Consider the following 16,060-nt stretch of genomic DNA (forward strand, 5'->3'; position numbering starts at 1 on the left):
CACCCGGCTCAGCCGCGGTCGAACACTCCGTCGAGGAAGTCCAGCAGGAAGCCATCCACCTGCTGCTCGGGGATGGCTCCAACCATGCCGTACATCGCCGCGCTGCCCTCGGGCGCGGGCTCGCCCGCCGCAAGCCTCGAGGCGCAGTCTCGCAGATCCGCGAGCAGCGTGTCCGCGATGCGCTCGTGCGCGGGGGTGATCATGCAGTGCAGCGCCGGAGGGTTCTGCTGCCGATCCAGCTTCCAGCCCCGGACCTCCATCGCGTCGCCCAGCTCGTACACATTGAGCGAGTCCGAGGTGAACGCGAAGACGCCCGCGTGCGGCGTGCCCAGGACCCGCATCCCGGGAATGGCGTTGATGCCGGCGATCAGCTTGTCCGTCGTGGCGAGGATGCGCCGCGCGTGGTCCAGGTAGCCCTCCTCACCCAGGTAGTGCATCACCGCCCAGGCCGCGGCGATGGCGCCTCCGGGCCGCGTGCCCGTCATGGACGGCGAGGCGTACAGCCCTCCTGGCCAGCCAGCGTAGGTGTAGAACTGGTGCCGCCGCAGCGCTCGGTTCCGGTACAGCACCACCGAGGCGCCCTTCGCCGCATAGCCGTACTTGTGAAGGTCCGCGGACATCGACGTGACGCCCGGCACCGAGAAGTCGAACGGAGGAATGTCCCGGCCGAGCTTCTTCGCGAACGGCAGGAAGAAGCCCCCCAGGCACGCGTCCACGTGGCACAGCAGGCCCCGGGCCTGCGCCAGCGCGGCGAGCTCGGTGATGGGGTCCACCACGCCATGCGGGTACGGAGGTGCGCTGCCAATGAGCAGTGCCGTGTTGGGAGTGATGAGCCGCTCCACGTCCCGGAGATCCACCTGGAGCTCCGGCCCGGTGGCCGCATGGCGGATCTCCACATCGAAGTAGTGCGCCGCCTTCTCGAAGGCGGGGTGGACCGAGAGCGGAGCAATGATCTCCGGGCGGGCGATGCCCTTCTCATGGCGGGCCCACTCGCGCGCCGCCTTCACCGCCATCATGATGCTCTCGGTGCCGCCCGTGGTCATCGTGCCGGCCACGTCGTCATCCCCGTGGAAGAGCTCCACGGCCATGGACACCACCTCGGCCTCCATGCGGCGCAGCGAGGGGAAGGCCAGGGGCGACAGGCCGTTCTCGGCCATGAACTCGCCGTAGGCCTCCTTGAGCAGCCGCGAGTGCTCGTCGTCCACGTAGTACACGAGGCTGAAGGTGCGGCCTTCCTTCCACCGCGCGTCCTCGGAGCGCATCCCGCGCAGCTCCGCGAGCACGTCTTCCTTCGTGCGCCTCGTCTTCGGCAGCGACTTCGACATCCGAGCCTCCCGCGTGGGCAGGCTCACGCCCCGCGCGAGAGCCGAATACCATCAGCCCTAGGGAAGCACGTACGGTGTTCTCGCTTCCTCCGCTTCGCGATCGGCCCGCAGCACCCCCGTCAGGGTATCCACCACCTCGCGCAGGAACTCCGCCGGAACGGACTCCCTCAGCCACACATCGCCTGAAGAGGCCTGGAAGCCCGGCTCCCGCGGCGCCCCCGCCGCCTGGGGCTCACCGGTGAACTGGGGTTCGAGCAGGGACAGCATCATCGCTGCTCCCCCACCGCCGCGTGCGCGCCCGTCACTCGCCCGGTGCTCACCGTGGAGGCCACGAGCAAGGCCCGCCCCTGCGTCTTCTTGCGAGCGGAGGCCGGCTGCGTCACCTTCCTCGCGGTGCTGGAGACCTCGGCGCCTCGGGCGGTGGAGGCCCGGCGGTGCCTGCGCCGCAGCGAGCGGATGATGAGGCCCGCCAGCAGGGCCGCTCCCGCGCTGATGAGGAACACGGGCGGCTTGGAGTCGGGGACAATGCGCGGGATGACCATGAGGGGAGCCTCCGAAAACAGGGGACCTCCTCTGGTCTTGCACCCCGGATGCCGGGCTCCACTCACAGGAAATTCGCGGTTCTACGGCTTTGAAACCCCGAGAGTGCCCTGAAATGGGGCGCCAGAATCGAGCGTGTCCCAAAGTGGTACAGCCGAGAACGTGCACTTCCCTCGCCGTGGGGCATACCATCGGCCCCATGAGCGTAAATGGATGGCTTCAGGAGTTCCGAGCACTCCACAAGCGGGCCCGGGCGAAGCAACTCAACGAGGACGAGAAGCAGCTCTACCACCAGGCCCGCGAGCAATTCGCGCGCGCGCTGACCGCGGCCCAGGGGATGACCCTCAAGCCCGGAGAGATGGCGCGCCAGACCTTCCGCGTCGCGCAGGCGATGCAGATCGAGCTCAGCCTCAACTCGGGCATCCTCCGCGCGCTGACCCTGGACATCTCCAAGGGAGGCTTCTCGGTGGTGCTCGGCAAGCCCCCCGCCGAGAACGAGATGGTGGGCTTCACGCTGAAGATGCCGGACGGGATGGATCCCATCATCGGCCGGGCCAAGCTCGTCGCCTCCAAGAAGCAGATCGGCAACTACCGGCTCTCGTTCGCGTTCCAGGGCATGTCGGAGTACGACCAGGAGCGGCTGGAGACGGTGCTGTTCGACGCGGCCCTCTCTCGCATCCCGGGCTGAGAAGGCGCCCTCTGCGGCCCGGGATTCGCTATCGCTCAGGGCGCCATGGCGCGAGCTCGCCCAGGAGCTGGGATGCCGCGCTGGCCTGCGCTGAGCAGCCGAATGGGCGCCCACCCTGATGGCATGCAGGCAGCCGGGCACCTCGCCCTGAAAATCACGCGCCGTCACATCCGCTGAAGAGGCCCTCTACCCGGACGCAAAGCCTCCGCTGACATGTGCGGTCGGGGGCAGATGGCGGGGCCGCACGGGAGTCGTGTGCCTTCGCCAAGGAGCGTGGGCCATGATGCAAGCCGAGTCATCCTCTCCTTCCGGCTACACGGAGAGCGTCGTCCCGTTCCTGGCAGGGGACGGCCGAGCCCTCAACCTGCACCACGTCCGTGGGCCTCGGGAGCCCACCCGAGGGCCGGTGGTGCTGATCCACGGCGCGGGCGTGCGAGCCAACATCTTCCGCGCGCCCGTCCACGAGACGCTCGTCGATGCGCTGGTGGCGGACGGCTACGACGTGTGGCTGGAGAACTGGCGCGCCAGCATCGACGTGGAGCCCAGCGAGTGGACGCTTGATCAGGCCGCCGTCCATGATCACCCCAAGGCCATCCAGACGATCGTCCAGGAGACCGGCTGCGAGCAGGTGAAGGCCATCATCCACTGCCAGGGCTCGACGAGCTTCATGCTGTCGGCCATGGCGGGGCTCGTCCCCCAGGTCAAGGTGATCATCAGCAACGCCGTGTCGCTGCACCCAGTGGTGCCCCGCGAGGCCCGCTGGAAGGCCCGCTATGCCGTCCCGGTGGTGGCGAGGATGACGCACTACCTGGATCCGCAGTGGGGGCTGCACGCGGAGGGCCTCACCGCCCGAGCCATCACCCTGCTGGTGAAGGCCACCCACCACGAGTGCCACAACACCGTGTGCCGGCTGGCCAGCTTCACCTACGGCACGGGGTTCCCCACGCTCTGGCGGCACGAGAACCTCAACCCCGAGACGCACGAGTGGCTGAAGCACGAGTTCGCCAAGGTGCCGCTCACCTTCTTCCAGCAGATGGCCGAGTGCCTGCGTGCCGGGCACCTCGTGCCGGTGGAGGGCTACCGGGAGTTGCCCGAGGACGTAGCCGAGCGCCCGCCCGAGACGGACGCTCGCTTCGTCTTCCTGGCCGGAGAGCGCAACCAGTGCTTCCTGCCCGAGAGCCAGCGGCGCACCTACGAGCGGCTCAACGAGCGCCGGCCCGGCTACCACGCGCTGCACGTGATTCCGGACTACGGCCACCTGGATGTCTTCATGGGCCAGGACGCGGCCCGGGATGTCTTCCCCCTCATTCTCTCCGAGCTGAACCAACCGGTGTGATGGAGCGCTGCCATGTGGATGATGCCGAGGCGAATCAAGCAGCAGACCGGACGCTTCTCGAAGGTGGACGGCATTCCCTACGAGCTGCCCATCAACTCCCGGGCATCTCCGGCCTTGATGGCCGCCTTCACCATCGACGCTCGGGAGGCCGCCGCGCTGCTGCCCGGCAACGAGGTGCACCCACTGCGGCTGTGGGGCAACAAGGGCGTGCTGTTCATCACGGTCATCGACTACCGGGACACGGACATCGGGCCGTACATCGAGTTCAGCGTCGCCATCGCGTGCACTCACGGCAAGAAGCCCGCTCCCCCGCTGCTGCCCCTGCTGTTCCAGAAGCACTACGGGCTGGGCCAGTACGTGGTGGATCTGCCGGTGAGCTCGGAGATCTCCGTGAAGGGCGGCAAGGGCATCTGGGGCATGCCCAAGCACCAGGCGAACCTGGACTTCCGCATCGCGGATCAGACCATCAGCAGCCAGTACGACCAGGACGGCAAGCTCGCGGTGCGCATCGAGATCGACCGGCCCGGCAAGGCCTGGCTGCCCCTGCGTGCCAGCGGCGCCAACTACTGCCAGTTCCGCGGGATGCTGATGAAGTCCTTCATCTACTTCCATGGGAAGTTCGCGTTCCGGCTCGGGAAGAAGGCCGCGGCGCGGCTCACCCTGGGAGACCACCCGCGCGCCGCGCCGCTCAAGAGGCTGGGCATTGCCCCCAAGCCGTTCTTCTCGGGCTTCCTCCCGGAGTCGAGCGGCGTGCTGGACGACCACTTCGAGTCCTGGTTCCTCAGCTACCCCAAGCTCCCCGCCGAGCAGCCCGAGGGACTCGAGAGCGTGGCGGGCCTCGGCTTGAGCCAGAAGTGGCTGGAGCCCCCGAGCGCGGGAGACAGGCAGCCCACGCTCAGCCCCTCCGGGCTCACCGGTGAGCCCGAGGACTCCCAGCCCGCCCGGACCGGCGATGGGCCGCAGCCTGTCTCGGATGACGCGGGCGTGGGAGCGCACCCATGAGCCGCTCGGTGCTCCACATGCTGAACGCGTGCCTGCTGTTCCTCTGTACCTCGATGTACCTGGGGACCGGCTGGTCGCTGGTGCTCTTCTCGTTCCCCATCGCCCCCCAGCTGACGGTGGACAACTACTACCTTCAGTTCGTCCCCCAGGTGACGGCCGCCACCCGGTTCTTCACCTGGATGACCCTGGTGATGCTGGTGTCCGCCGTGGTGCTGTTCCTCGCGGAGCGCCGGAGCCCGCTGCGCTGGTACCCCGTGGCCGTCTTCCTCTCCGTGGTGGCCGCCACCCTGCTCACCCGGTTCCTCATCTTCCGGTACAACGCGGAGATGGCCTCGGGGATCCGTGATCCCCAGCGCCTGCGCGAGGTGCTCGCCGCGTGGATGAGCACCAACCGCATCCGCGTGGGGCTGTGGACCGTCCAGTGGCTCGGGATGATGGGCTACTTCGCCCACCGGTTGCTGCGCGCCGAGCAGCCCTCTCGTGCCGCGACGGAGAAGCCCGCGACCGAGAGCCAGGGCGCACGCCGGTGGGTGGAGGCTCGGTCATGAGCGGGCGTGCGGAGCGCTGGCTGCGCTGGCTCCTGGTGGCCATCTCGATCGCCACGGTGGTGAGTGGCGCCGTTCAGTTGCTCGTCCCTGGCTTCGAGCTCGGGTTCCTGGGCGCTGAGTCGACTCCAACCAGCCGCCACTTCTTCGGCATCGTCGGCATGTTCATGGTCTTCTTCGGGGGCCTGCTGCTCCATGCGCTGGTCCGTCCGAAGGAGAACCCGGCGGCCTTCGTGTGGGCGGGAATCCAGAAGCTCGGCGCGTGCGCGGCGGTGAGCCTGGGAGTGATCCGAGGGATCTTCTCGCCGCTCGCGCTGGGCGTTGCCGCGTTCGATCTTGTCTCCGGCGTGCTGGTGCTGGGCTACCTCGGGCGGATGCGCCGCTCGGAGCGCCGGGTGCTGCTACCTCCGCTCAAGTCCGCGCCCGCGGCTTCTGCTGCCGCCGAGCCGCTCCCGGCTGCTTCCCCGCTCGTGGCCTCACCTGGAGCGGACGGGCCGAAGCGGGCCCTCATCCTCGCGGGCGGGGGCATGCGCGTGGCGTGGCAGGCGGGCGTGCTGCGCGCGCTTGACGAGGCGGGACTCCATTTCACGCATGGCGATGGAACCTCGGGCGGGATCATCAACCTGGCGATGCTCATGTCCGGCCAGTCCCCCGAGGAGATGGGGAACCGCTGGCGGACGCTGCGCGTGAAGGACTTCGTGTCCTTCGTCTCGCCCGAGAAGTACGTGAAGGCGTGGAACATGGAGGCGCTGGGTGACGCGGACGGCGTCGTCGAGCACGTCTTCCCGCACCTCGGCATCAACGTGGACGCCATCCGCGCCAACACCGCCATGTCCGCCACCTTCAACGTCTGCAACTTCACTCGCAAGACGAACGAGGCCATCCCCCACTCCCGAGTGGACAGGGATCTGCTCGTGGCCGGCATCTCGCTGCCCATCTTCATGCCTCCTGTCCGCAAGGATGGAGCGCTGTACCTGGACTCGGTGTGGATTCAGGACGCCAACCTGCTCGAGGCGGTGCGGCGCGGGGCCGACGAGCTGTGGGTGCTGTGGTGCATCGGCAACACGCCCACCTATGAGCGCGGCGTGTTCCACCAGTACGTCCACATGATCGAGCTCGCCGCCAATGGCGCCCTCTTCAAGCAGCTCGAGCGCATCCAGGAGATCAACGATCGCATCCGCGCGGGCGAAGTGGTCGAAGGCCACCGCCGGCCCATCGTGGTCCACCTGATCAAACCCGAGCGCCCCCTGCCGCTCGATCCGGACTTCTACGCCGGCCACATCACCGCGGGCACGCTCATCGATCTCGGGTACGCGGATGCCTACCGTTACCTCGGGATGCGCAGCGCACAAGGCCTCCCGCTCACCCCGGAGATCACCCAGATGAACGCACCTGCTCCAGACCTCACCTTCCGCGAGACCATGTCCGGTCCGCTGGCGCTCGACGAGACCGATCCCACCGCTGGCGCAGGCAAGGGCCGCCACACGCCCTTCACCTTCCACGCCACCATCAGCGTGGATGACATGGAGGCGTTCATCCGAGACCCACAGCACGCCGCCCGGCTCGTGGCCCACGTCTCCTATCCGCCCTTCGGGGAAGACATTCCCGTGAAGCGCGGGAGCTTCAACCTCTTCAAGTCCGGCGACGAGCCGAACACCCGGCTGATGACTTATGGCATGGCCTTCGAGCACCAAGGCCGCGACTACTACCTGGAGGGCACCAAGGCCATCCACGACGACAAGGGACCGGACCTGTGGCGAGACACCACCCGGCTCTTCTGCCGCCTCCATGACGGCTCGGACGAGCGCGGCCCGGTGGTGGGCGCGGGCGTGCTCAAGCTGGGGCTTGGCGATCTGCTCAAGCTCGTCTCCAGCATGCGCTCGGCGCGGGAGGGGCTCGAGGGGACCCACGCGGTGATGCGCTTCGGTCAGTTCTTCCTCGGCACGCTCTGGGACGTCTACGCCCCCATGGCCCGCGAGCCGGACGCCGTGGAGCGCGAGGCCCTCTCTCCTCCGTGAACCAGGAGCCCCACCATGAACCCGCGACGTGAACACTTTGACGCCATCATCGTCGGCTCCGGCTTCGGCGGCTCGGTGATGGCCTGGCGGCTGGCCGAGGCGGGCCTGCGCGTCTGCGTGCTGGAGCGGGGCAAGGCCTACCCGCCCGGCTCCTTCCCGCGCAGCCCCTACTCCATGCGCCGCAACTTCTGGGATCCCAGCGAGGGCCTCCACGGCCTGTTTGATCTGTGGTCCTTCAAGGGGATTGGCGGGGTGGTGTCGAGCGGGCTCGGCGGCGGCTCGCTCATCTACGCCAACGTGTTGCTGCGCAAGGACGAGCGGACCTTCGTCCACGAGGACCTGCAGGACGGTGGCTACGAATACTGGCCCGTCACCCGCGAGGACCTGGAGCCCCACTACGACACCGTGGAGAAGATGCTCGGGGCCCAGCGCTACCCCTTCGAGCACGAGCCCTACCGCCACACCGCGAAGACGATCGCCATGAAGGTGGCCGCCGAGCGGATGGGCCTCCAGGACGACTGGCAGCTCCCGCCGCTGGCGGTGACGTTCGCCAATCCCGGGCAGCCTCCCATTCCGGGCGAGCCCATTGTGGAGCGCTACCCGAACCTGCACGGCCGGACGCGGCTGACATGCCGGCTGTGCGGCGAGTGCGACATCGGCTGCAACTACGGCAGCAAGAACACGCTCGATTACACGGCCCTGTCGGCGGCGAAGCGGCTCGGGGCGGACCTTCGCGTGCGGTGCGAGGTGAAGTCCTTCTGGCCCGAGGATGGCGAGTACGTCGTCGAGTACGTGGACCACTCGGAGGCCCGGGAGGGCGAGCGGCCCGAGGTGCCCACGTCCATGTTGCCGCGCACGGTCATCTCGGCGGACAAGCTCGTCCTGGCGGCGGGGACGTTCGGGACCACGTACCTGCTGCTCAAGAACCGCGAGGCGTTCCCGGGGCTCAGCGAGGAGCTCGGCACGCGGTTCTGCGGCAATGGCGACTTGCTGGGGTTCCTCTTCAAGTGCACGGACCGCAGCAAGGGCGCACGGAAGCCGCGCATCCTCGATGGAGGCCACGGCCCGGTCATCACCAGCGCGCTCCACATCCGCGACGCCACCGAGGGCGGCACCGGCCGCGGCTACTACGTCGAGGACGCGGGCTACCCGGAGTTCGTCAACTGGCTCTACGAGAGCGGCGATCAGCTCGCCGTGCTGAGCCGCTTCCTTCGCCTGGGACGCCGGATCGTCAAGGGCTGGCTCGGCCTCAGCCGGGATACGGACGTGAGCGCGGAGATCGCCGAGGTGCTCGGGGACTGCGTGGGCTCGGCCAGCTCGCTGCCACTGCTGGCCATGGGCCGGGACATTCCGGATGGCCGGATGACGCTGAACCGCGACGGGCTGCTGGACGTGGACTGGCGGCTCAAACACTCGTCCAGCTACTTCAAGCGCGTGCGCCAGACCATGGCGGAGATGGCGGACGCGCTCGAGGGAAAGCTGCTCCAGAACCCGCTGAGCTACCTGAGCCGCGTCATCACCGTGCACCCGCTCGGCGGCTGCCCCATGGGCCGTACCGCCACGGAGGGCGTGGTGGACTCGTACGGCGAGGCCTTCAACCACCCAGGCCTCTATGTGGCGGATGGCGCGGTGATGCCGGGCCCCACCGGCCCCAACCCCAGCCTCACCATCGCCGCGCTGGCCGATCGCTTCGCCGAGCACCTCATTGATCGCTCCCGCCGTATCACTCCTTCTCCCTCCCCCAACCAGGAGGCCCCATGGTCTCAACCACCGATGTGATGACCGCCCCAGCGCCCTCGCCAGCTCGGCGGCCCAAGCGTCCGCCGGCAAGGCCGATGGTGTCGTGGCTCGATCCTCTCATGCTCGCCCAGACGGGCGTGCGGGCCGCCATCTCCTCCATCATCGGCAAGCAGGCCGACCGCAGGCTCCTCGATGCACTGGCCGCTCCCAAGGTGGAGCCTTTTGACTTCTCCCTCGACGCCGAGGGCAAGCCTCGGAAGGAGCTCTGGCTCGACTACGTGGCGGATCTGGGCGACGGCTGGGACTCCACCTACGCGGTGGCCCAGACGGTGTCGCGGCCCACCCTCACGCTCCGAGACGAGACAGGCGCCGCCTACGACACGCTCGGCGGAGAGGTGCTCGTGTTCGGCGGGGACGAGGTGTACCCGACCGCGAGCGTGAAGGAGTACCAGGCGCGGACCCTCCAGCCGTGGAGCTCGGCCATGCGCGGACAGCGCCCACCGCCCCACCTGTTCGCCATCCCGGGCAACCATGACTGGTACGACGGGCTCGTCTCGTTCATCCGCCTGTTCTGCCAGGGGCGCAACCCCGATGGGTGGCAGACGCACCAGCGGCGCAGCTACTTCGCCGTGAAGCTGCCGCAAGGGTGGTGGCTGCTCGGCACGGACATGCAGCTCGAGTCGGACCTCGACCAGCCCCAGGTCACCTACTTCCAGGAGATCGCCAAGCGGATACGCGCTGAGGACCGCGTCATCCTCTGTCTGGCCGAGCCCGCGTGGCTGATGGCCCAGGTCCGCCCGCCCGACAGCAGAGCGTACCTGGAGAACAACCTCACCTTCCTCGAGGACGAGGTGCTCGGAAAGAAGATCAGCGTCTTCCTCGCGGGAGATCTCCACCACTACCGGCGCCACGCCAACGACGAGGGGCGGCAGAAGATCATCGCGGGCGGAGGGGGCGCCTTCCTGCACCCGACCCACGTGCCCCGCAAGGAGGTGGCCCTACCGGATGGGTTCACCGCGCGCAAGTGCTTCCCCAGCACCCAGGAGTCCCGGCGGCTGTGCTGGCGCAACCTGGGGCTCGCGGTGAGCAGTCCGCGCTTCGGCGTCCTCACCGGGCTGCTCTACGTGCTGCTGGCCTGGGCGCTCTCGGTGAATATCGGCACGGCGAGCGTGCCGAAGGCCCTGGCGCTCGTGGTGGGCACGGCACTGGCCAGTCCGGGCATCGTGCTCATCTCCGCGCTCGTCATCCTTGGGCTGATCGCCTTCGCGGATGCGCGCTTTGGCCGCTGGCGGTGGGTGGTAGGGGTGCTGCACGGGGTGGTGCACCTGGTGGCGGCGTTCCTGATCGCCTGGGGCGTGGCCCACCTCATGGGCTCGGCCCTGGGCCTGTCGTTCCGCAACCCCGTCAGGGAGCTGCTCGCCGCGGTGCTCATCTTCGCCGGTGGCTTCGTGGCCGGGCCGACGATCATGGGGCTCTACCTGCTCGTGTCGCTCAACGGCTTCGGGACCCACGCGAACGAGGCGTTCTCGTCCCTGTCCATCCCGGACTGGAAGAACTTCCTCCGGCTGCACATCACCCCTGACGGACACCTGTGGCTCTTCCCTATTGGCATCCGCCGGGTGCCTCGCGCCTGGAAGCCCGGAGAGACGGCGCGAGAGCCCGAGTGGGTGGCGGATCCCAAGGACACCCGGGCCACGCCCCCCACGCTCATCGAGCCGCCCATCGTCGTCTGAGTCAGAGGGGCGCCGGTGGCATCAGGTACTCGAGCAAGGTCCAGGCCTTGCTCCAGTCCGGGGCCCGCTGGGCGATCATGTGGTGGAGCCACTGGACGACGGACGGGGGCGGCGGAGCGCCCCGGTTCTCCAGTGCGGCCTTCGCGCTGGTCAGCAGGCGCGGAATGCACGAGGCAGGCGCGCCCCAGGCCTGGAGCAGCCCCTTGTCCCACTGCCCCTGACGGAACAGGGCGTCGATCTCCTCGCAGAAGACCTCGGGCATGCGCTGCCAGAGGATCTTGCGCGTCGGGTGGTCGTGGCCGTCCGGGCGCCCGGCGCGAATCGCCTGCCGGACATGCTCGGGGGGGATCTGCTGCCAGAGCGAGTGCACCGGCTCGAGGCCCCACGGCTCGGACTGCTGGATCCACACCCGGATGAAGGCATCCCAGTGCTCCTGCCCGAAGAACCGGAAGATGTTTTTCTCCACCAGCAGAGAGCGGTAGCGCCTGCCGGCCAACACCTGGACCGCCGACGGCGGCAGGAATTGCCAGAAGATCGCGGCGTGGCCTTCCTCGGGATGGAGGAACTGCGGAAGCTCTGCGGCGCCCGAGGCGAGCCACGCGGACCAGATCTTCCGGGCCCCCAGCTCCCAGTCCACGCCGCGCCGCCGCGCGTACTCCGGCAGCATCGCGCCCAGCGCATGCCAGGAGACGCTCTGGTTCAGCTCGCTCAAGGAGAGGGTGGGTTGCAGGAGCTGCCGGAGCAGGCGCTCGGGCTGGAGCAGCAACGGAATGGCCGCGGAAGGCGTGGCGAGCGGGCCCAACCCCTCCAGCAGCCGGCCGCCCAGGAGCAGCAGCGGCATCAGCCACTGCTCGGGCATGCGCCGCTCGTGCGTGGAGCGATAGGAGGCCATGTACACCAGCCACCGCCGGGCCTCGGCGGAGGGCTTCGTGCACCAGGAGTCCAGCCCGAGATCCGTCCCTGGCGGGAGCTCCTCCGACAGCGCGAGCAGCGCGGCGTACCAGATGCGGTGATCCACCAGCAGGGACTCGCGCATGGGAGTCACCTCGTAGGCGATGCGCGGCCCGGGAAGGCCCGAGGCATCCGGCACGACCAGCGCCCGCTGCAACCGGAGCGCGCTCAGGCGCAGCTCGTCCGGCACGGGCTTGCCCTCGAGCACCACCAGGCCGAGCACGCGGAAGGTAGCCTCCAGCGCGGCGACCCAGGCGGGAGAGCGCACCTCGGGCGCCTGGAGGACGCCGCTCACCAGTGAGAAGTCGCCGTTCCGGCAGCGCTCCAGCAGGCACTCGAAGACCGCCGCCGAGTGCTCGTGGCGCAGCAGCAACTCACCCCAGGCAGTGGGACCCTGCTCGAGCGTCTCGAGAATGCACTGCGCGAGCACCCCCTCCAGAACCCACGAGGGTTGGAAGGCATACTGCTGTGGCTGGCGCTCGCGCAGCAGCTCGAGATCCTTCAGGGTCCTCACCACCCGGAAGGCGTCCGGAGGCAGGCGGCCCCGGAGCTTCTCCAGGCTGGGGCGATCCAGCTTCAGCCCCTTGCGCTCCATCTCCTCCAGCCACTCGAAGTCCGCATCGTCCGGCCGCATGTGCACGAGCGCGTGCCAGGCGTCGAGCGGACGGGCCTCGAACCACGGCAGCTCGCTCTCCAGGAGCAGGCGCCGGCCCAGGTGCTGGAGCCGCTTCCAGAGCGCCTCCTGGGACAGCTCCACGCCCTCCGTCTGCTGAATCCGCATGCGGAGGAAGAGCCGCACCATGTCCGCCGAGCTCCGCACCTTGGCCAGCGGCCCCGTGGCATCCCCTCGCCGGGTGAAGGTGGCGTACAGGCCGATGAGCCCCAGCGCCGTGCCGGGGTTCTCGACCATGGCGAGCACTCCTGGCGTCTCCAGCAACCACCGCTGGCAGGCCTCCACGTCGAACCCGTCAGCCGTGACACGCTCGGCCACCCACTCCACCAGCTCCCGCAGCCACGAGCCGATCTCCGGGCTCTTCACCACGTGCCAGGGCGAGGCAGCTCGCCGGTTCACCGGGCTCTCGGACAGCTCGCGCAGGCCTCGGTGGCCGCGCTCCGCCTCGGGCTCCGGCGCTCGCGGGGGAGCCGCCTCGGAGGCCACACAGATCTTCAGCTCGGGCGGCCACGTGGCCCGGAAGGGAGCGTCCTCCGCGGAGGCCAGCTTGATGAAGACAGCGCCCCGCTCGGGGAACTGGCTCTCGGCCTCGGCCCACGACCGGGCCTGGATGAACACCGCCAGCCCTCGGGCCTCGAGCCACTGGCCCACCAGCGTCCGCCCCGAGCCGATCGGCGCATGCCACCAGAGCGGCCACGTGGAGGGATCGCGCACCTGCGCCGGGATTCCCGGCGGCAGCGGCTCACGCCGGAGATCAATGGAGCGGGTGGGGACATCCCGGAGCTTGATGCGAGAGCCGCTCGGGGGACGCGGAGGTTGGAGCTGCGTGAGCTGGGCGTCGACCTCCTCCCGAGGCATCTCCAGCACCTCCGCGAGCGCCTGACGGGCGCCCGGGCGCTGGTCGAGCCACTCCAGGGCCTCGCCCGCGTCGAACTTCCCCAGGTAGGTCGCGAGCGAGGTCTCCTTGATCCGCTCCGTCCGAGGCCACGACCGGGCCTTCCTCAACAGCTGAGCCAGCTCGACAAAGCTTTGCACGGGTGCCTCCAGCTCCTCCATCCGGTCGCGAATCCAGCCCATGTGGAGCTCCTCCCCGGTGAGCAATATACCCAAGTGTTCGCCAATTGAGAATCAATTGACCCCGGGTTGGGGCCAATCCTGACGCACGCTTCCTGGCGGAGGGCGGATCAGCGTCCGGTCCGTCCAGTGCTTCCGGGGGTTTGGCTCAGAGGGCGGAGCTGTTGATGCCGGCGCGGAAGGCGGCCTTCATGGCCAGGAGGAGCCGGTTGGAGAGCTCCTCGTACACCTGGGCGTCTGGTCCATCGAAGCCCAGATCATTCCACGAGCCCATCCCCCCGAACACATCCGCCGCCATCGCGGCGCTCACGAGCTGGATGGCCGGTACGGGCAACCCGTTGAGCAGGAGCAACTCGAGGACGTCCTCCAGGGGCTGGGGCTCCAGGGACAACCGCAGCAGGCAACGGCGGAAGTGCTTGCTCCAGTACTTCAGGTCCTGCCGCTCGGCGAACCCGCGCACCGCCTCCAGCGCGCTCGCGAGCCGCGCCCGGCAGGAGGTGAGATCCCGCTCGGCCGAGGCGGCTTGCCCCGGGTCCACGGGCACGTACTCAAAGGAGAGGCTCGAGGAGCCCGGCGCGGGGGTGAAGAACGTGTTCCACTTCACCGACTCCTCGGGGTCCGGCTCGTCCCCCTCTCCCACGGGCTCCACGTCGACGCACAGGGGCATGGTGCGCTGGATGATCTCCTGCATGTCATCGAGCGAGCGGGACTCGAGGAAGGCCCGGAGGCTACGCCCCTGGAGCTCGGGTCCCAGCTCACGGGTGAGCGCCTCCTCCCACGCCTTGGCCCGCTTGCGGCTCCGCAGGAAGCCGTAGAGCTGGGGGCCGGTGATCTCATAGAGGCGCGGCCGAACCTCCCCGGGCATGAACCGCTCGACGCGCTGCCCGTGCGTGAAGAGGAGGAGCCCCAGTCCACCGCCTCCCATGAAGCCCTCGCGAATGTGGATGGGCAGCTCCCTCGGCGCCTCCTCCGGGTTCGTCTCCCAGGGGCCGGGGGCGAACCACAGGCGAGCCTCCGGTGAGGCCCGGGCCGCGAGCCACTCCTGGAACGGCAGCCTCCCGCCCCGCTCGTCCACCATCGTCACGCGCGAGTACAGGCGGCTGTCCGCGCGCAGGCCCATGCTCATGAAGTCCTCGATGTCCTCCCAGCGGAGCTCGCGGGGATGGCGCAGCGCTCGGTTGCCGGTGGTGACGAGGAGGGTGGTGCAGACGTCGATGGGGCGCATGGAGACAGGTTAGCCGGAAGGGGCTCTTCCCCGGAGTCCCACCCCGCGGCGACGAGGGCCTCGAAGGAGGGGCCGGTGGCTGTGGCTTCGAGCAACCGGGCTTGGCGATCCAGCTCTCGGATGGCGGACAGCTTCTCGTCATTGCCGAGCTTCGCCGCATCCACCGCCGAGCGCAGCACCTGCAGCGTCGAGTCGTAGACGTCGAGCCTCACCGGGTAGGGGTGCCGATCCTTCCCACCCTGGGCGAAGGAGAAGCGCGCGGGATCCGAGAACCGATAGGGCGCGCCGTGGAGGACCTCTGCCACGCTCGCGAGCGCCACCACGGTCTTCGCCCCCACGCCCGGGGTGAGCAGCAGCTCCGCGAAGTCCTTGGGGCCTCGCTCGGCCGCGGCGGCCAGCGTCCCGTGGAGCCGGCGGAGGATCACATCGTCCCGGCTCACCCCGTGCTGCTTGGACATTCGCAGGTGCGGCAGGGCGAGCTGAGGGGAGGGCTCGGCTTCCCCCTCGCGCAGCTTCCGGAGCGTGCCCAGCACTTGGTCTGGCCCCTCGGTGACGAGTTCCACCTGGGCCTCCCGGGCTCGCCGGGCCCGAGCGTCCGTGAGGTTGACGATGACGCCCTGGGGCAGTCCATCGATTGCCGCGTGAGGCGTATCCACAAAGCTGGTGAGCCCCTCGGAGAGCCAGTGGTAGCGCCGGGCCTCGCGCGTCTCCACGTTCATCCCCTGCTGGACCACCGTCCACGCGCCCTCGTCCGAGACGATGAAGCCATGCATGTAGATCTCGAACCCATCCTGGACCGCCGCGCTGTCCACCTTGGCCGTGAGCCGACTGGCGCGGACGAGGCGCTCGGCCTCCAGCCCGAAGCGGTGGCCCAGGGCCTCGAGCTCGGCGGGAGTGCGGCGGGACTCGGCGCCCTTGCCACCGCAGAGGTGAAGGCCTAGCTCCCGCTCCACCGGCGCCAGCCCGCGCTTGAGCGCGCCGAACACCGTGGTGGTGACACCCGAGGAGTGCCAGTCCATGCCCATCACGCACCCGAGGGCCTGGAACCAGAATGGGTGCGCGAGCCGGCGCAGCACCTCCTGCCGGCCGTAGTGGTACACGAGCGCCTCCACCATCACGCGCCCGAGACGGGCCATGCGCGAGGAGAGCCACGGAGGCACTTTCCCAGAGTGGAGCGGGAGGATGGCACTACCTGTACGGTTCATAGCCG

At 69.1% G+C, this 16,060-nt stretch carries 13 protein-coding genes; 7 read left to right on the top strand and 6 right to left on the bottom strand.

Features of this window, described 5'->3' with window-relative positions; all coding sequences use genetic code 11:
* Positions 1–8: 8 nt before the first annotated feature.
* The 3 genes from ACJ8AT_RS08900 to ACJ8AT_RS08910 are packed head-to-tail and all read right to left on the bottom strand — an operon-like array spanning position 9 to position 1,867.
* A complete protein-coding gene (locus ACJ8AT_RS08900; RefSeq protein WP_407737215.1) occupies positions 9–1,325 on the bottom strand; it encodes a pyridoxal phosphate-dependent decarboxylase family protein in 1,317 nt (438 codons plus the stop codon).
* Between the two features lie 57 nt (positions 1,326–1,382).
* Positions 1,383–1,595: a hypothetical protein gene (locus tag ACJ8AT_RS08905; RefSeq protein WP_407737216.1), complete on the bottom strand. Its 213-nt coding sequence runs from the start codon at positions 1,593–1,595 to the stop codon at positions 1,383–1,385.
* Positions 1,592–1,867, bottom strand: coding sequence for a hypothetical protein (locus ACJ8AT_RS08910; protein WP_407737217.1), 276 nt, complete (start codon positions 1,865–1,867; stop codon positions 1,592–1,594). The genes ACJ8AT_RS08905 and ACJ8AT_RS08910 overlap by 4 nt, the downstream gene beginning before the upstream one ends.
* 197 nt (positions 1,868–2,064) lie before the next feature.
* On the opposite strand from ACJ8AT_RS08910, the gene ACJ8AT_RS08915 reads away from it, so the two are divergent.
* From ACJ8AT_RS08915 to ACJ8AT_RS08945, 7 genes are all read left to right on the top strand, one after another.
* Positions 2,065–2,553 carry a PilZ domain-containing protein gene (locus ACJ8AT_RS08915; RefSeq protein ID WP_407737218.1) on the top strand — a complete coding sequence of 163 codons (489 nt, stop codon included), beginning with the start codon at positions 2,065–2,067 and terminating at the stop codon, positions 2,551–2,553.
* A 280-nt stretch (positions 2,554–2,833) separates the two neighbouring features.
* On the top strand, positions 2,834–3,889 hold the full coding sequence (locus tag ACJ8AT_RS08920) for an alpha/beta fold hydrolase (RefSeq protein ID WP_407737219.1): 1,056 nt from the start codon (positions 2,834–2,836) through the stop codon (positions 3,887–3,889).
* An 18-nt stretch (positions 3,890–3,907) separates the two neighbouring features.
* On the top strand, positions 3,908–4,891 hold the full coding sequence (locus ACJ8AT_RS08925; protein ID WP_407737220.1) for an acetoacetate decarboxylase family protein: 984 nt from the start codon (positions 3,908–3,910) through the stop codon (positions 4,889–4,891).
* Entirely contained in the window at positions 4,888–5,439 is a 552-nt protein-coding gene (locus tag ACJ8AT_RS08930; RefSeq protein ID WP_407737221.1) for a hypothetical protein, read from the top strand. The genes ACJ8AT_RS08925 and ACJ8AT_RS08930 overlap by 4 nt, the downstream gene beginning before the upstream one ends.
* Positions 5,436–7,454 carry a patatin-like phospholipase family protein gene (locus ACJ8AT_RS08935; RefSeq protein ID WP_407737222.1) on the top strand — a complete coding sequence of 673 codons (2,019 nt, stop codon included), beginning with the start codon at positions 5,436–5,438 and terminating at the stop codon, positions 7,452–7,454. The genes ACJ8AT_RS08930 and ACJ8AT_RS08935 overlap by 4 nt, the downstream gene beginning before the upstream one ends.
* Before the next feature lie 15 nt (positions 7,455–7,469).
* Positions 7,470–9,233 (top strand): GMC oxidoreductase, encoded by a 1,764-nt coding sequence (locus ACJ8AT_RS08940; RefSeq protein ID WP_407737223.1) that lies wholly within the window; start codon positions 7,470–7,472, stop codon positions 9,231–9,233.
* A gap of 80 nt (positions 9,234–9,313) precedes the next feature.
* Positions 9,314–10,927: a hypothetical protein gene (locus tag ACJ8AT_RS08945; RefSeq protein WP_407737224.1), complete on the top strand. Its 1,614-nt coding sequence runs from the start codon at positions 9,314–9,316 to the stop codon at positions 10,925–10,927.
* A 1-nt stretch (position 10,928) separates the two neighbouring features.
* On the opposite strand, the gene ACJ8AT_RS08950 is transcribed toward ACJ8AT_RS08945, so the two are convergent.
* The 3 genes from ACJ8AT_RS08950 to ACJ8AT_RS08960 all read right to left on the bottom strand — a co-directional run bounded on the left by ACJ8AT_RS08950 (position 10,929) and on the right by ACJ8AT_RS08960 (position 16,055).
* Complete coding sequence (locus ACJ8AT_RS08950; RefSeq protein ID WP_407737225.1) at positions 10,929–13,628, bottom strand: hypothetical protein; 2,700 nt, start codon at positions 13,626–13,628, stop codon at positions 10,929–10,931.
* Positions 13,629–13,773: 145 nt separating this feature from the next.
* A complete protein-coding gene (locus tag ACJ8AT_RS08955; protein WP_407737226.1) occupies positions 13,774–14,850 on the bottom strand; it encodes a hypothetical protein in 1,077 nt (358 codons plus the stop codon).
* Entirely contained in the window at positions 14,748–16,055 is a 1,308-nt protein-coding gene (locus ACJ8AT_RS08960; RefSeq protein ID WP_407737227.1) for a DUF763 domain-containing protein, read from the bottom strand. The genes ACJ8AT_RS08955 and ACJ8AT_RS08960 overlap by 103 nt, the downstream gene beginning before the upstream one ends.
* Positions 16,056–16,060 lie beyond the last annotated feature (5 nt).

The organism is Hyalangium sp. (assembly GCF_045802625.1).
GTDB lineage: Bacteria > Myxococcota > Myxococcia > Myxococcales > Myxococcaceae > Hyalangium.

Bases quoted from the DNA above. Each gene is read 5' to 3' on its own strand.
- ACJ8AT_RS08945 (WP_407737224.1), top strand. From the start codon at position 9,314: ATGCTCGCCCAGACGGGCGTGCGGGCCGCCATCTCCTCCATCATCGGC.
- ACJ8AT_RS08915 (WP_407737218.1), top strand. From the start codon at position 2,065: ATGAGCGTAAATGGATGGCTTCAGGAGTTCCGAGCACTCCACAAGCGG.
- ACJ8AT_RS08930 (WP_407737221.1), top strand. From the start codon at position 4,888: ATGAGCCGCTCGGTGCTCCACATGCTGAACGCGTGCCTGCTGTTCCTC.
- ACJ8AT_RS08910 (WP_407737217.1), bottom strand. From the start codon at position 1,867: ATGGTCATCCCGCGCATTGTCCCCGACTCCAAGCCGCCCGTGTTCCTC.
- ACJ8AT_RS08960 (WP_407737227.1), bottom strand. From the start codon at position 16,055: ATGAACCGTACAGGTAGTGCCATCCTCCCGCTCCACTCTGGGAAAGTG.
- ACJ8AT_RS08920 (WP_407737219.1), top strand. From the start codon at position 2,834: ATGATGCAAGCCGAGTCATCCTCTCCTTCCGGCTACACGGAGAGCGTC.
- ACJ8AT_RS08925 (WP_407737220.1), top strand. From the start codon at position 3,908: ATGATGCCGAGGCGAATCAAGCAGCAGACCGGACGCTTCTCGAAGGTG.
- ACJ8AT_RS08905 (WP_407737216.1), bottom strand. From the start codon at position 1,595: ATGATGCTGTCCCTGCTCGAACCCCAGTTCACCGGTGAGCCCCAGGCG.
- ACJ8AT_RS08935 (WP_407737222.1), top strand. From the start codon at position 5,436: ATGAGCGGGCGTGCGGAGCGCTGGCTGCGCTGGCTCCTGGTGGCCATC.
- ACJ8AT_RS08900 (WP_407737215.1), bottom strand. From the start codon at position 1,325: ATGTCGAAGTCGCTGCCGAAGACGAGGCGCACGAAGGAAGACGTGCTC.
- ACJ8AT_RS08955 (WP_407737226.1), bottom strand. From the start codon at position 14,850: ATGCGCCCCATCGACGTCTGCACCACCCTCCTCGTCACCACCGGCAAC.
- ACJ8AT_RS08950 (WP_407737225.1), bottom strand. From the start codon at position 13,628: ATGGGCTGGATTCGCGACCGGATGGAGGAGCTGGAGGCACCCGTGCAA.
- ACJ8AT_RS08940 (WP_407737223.1), top strand. From the start codon at position 7,470: ATGAACCCGCGACGTGAACACTTTGACGCCATCATCGTCGGCTCCGGC.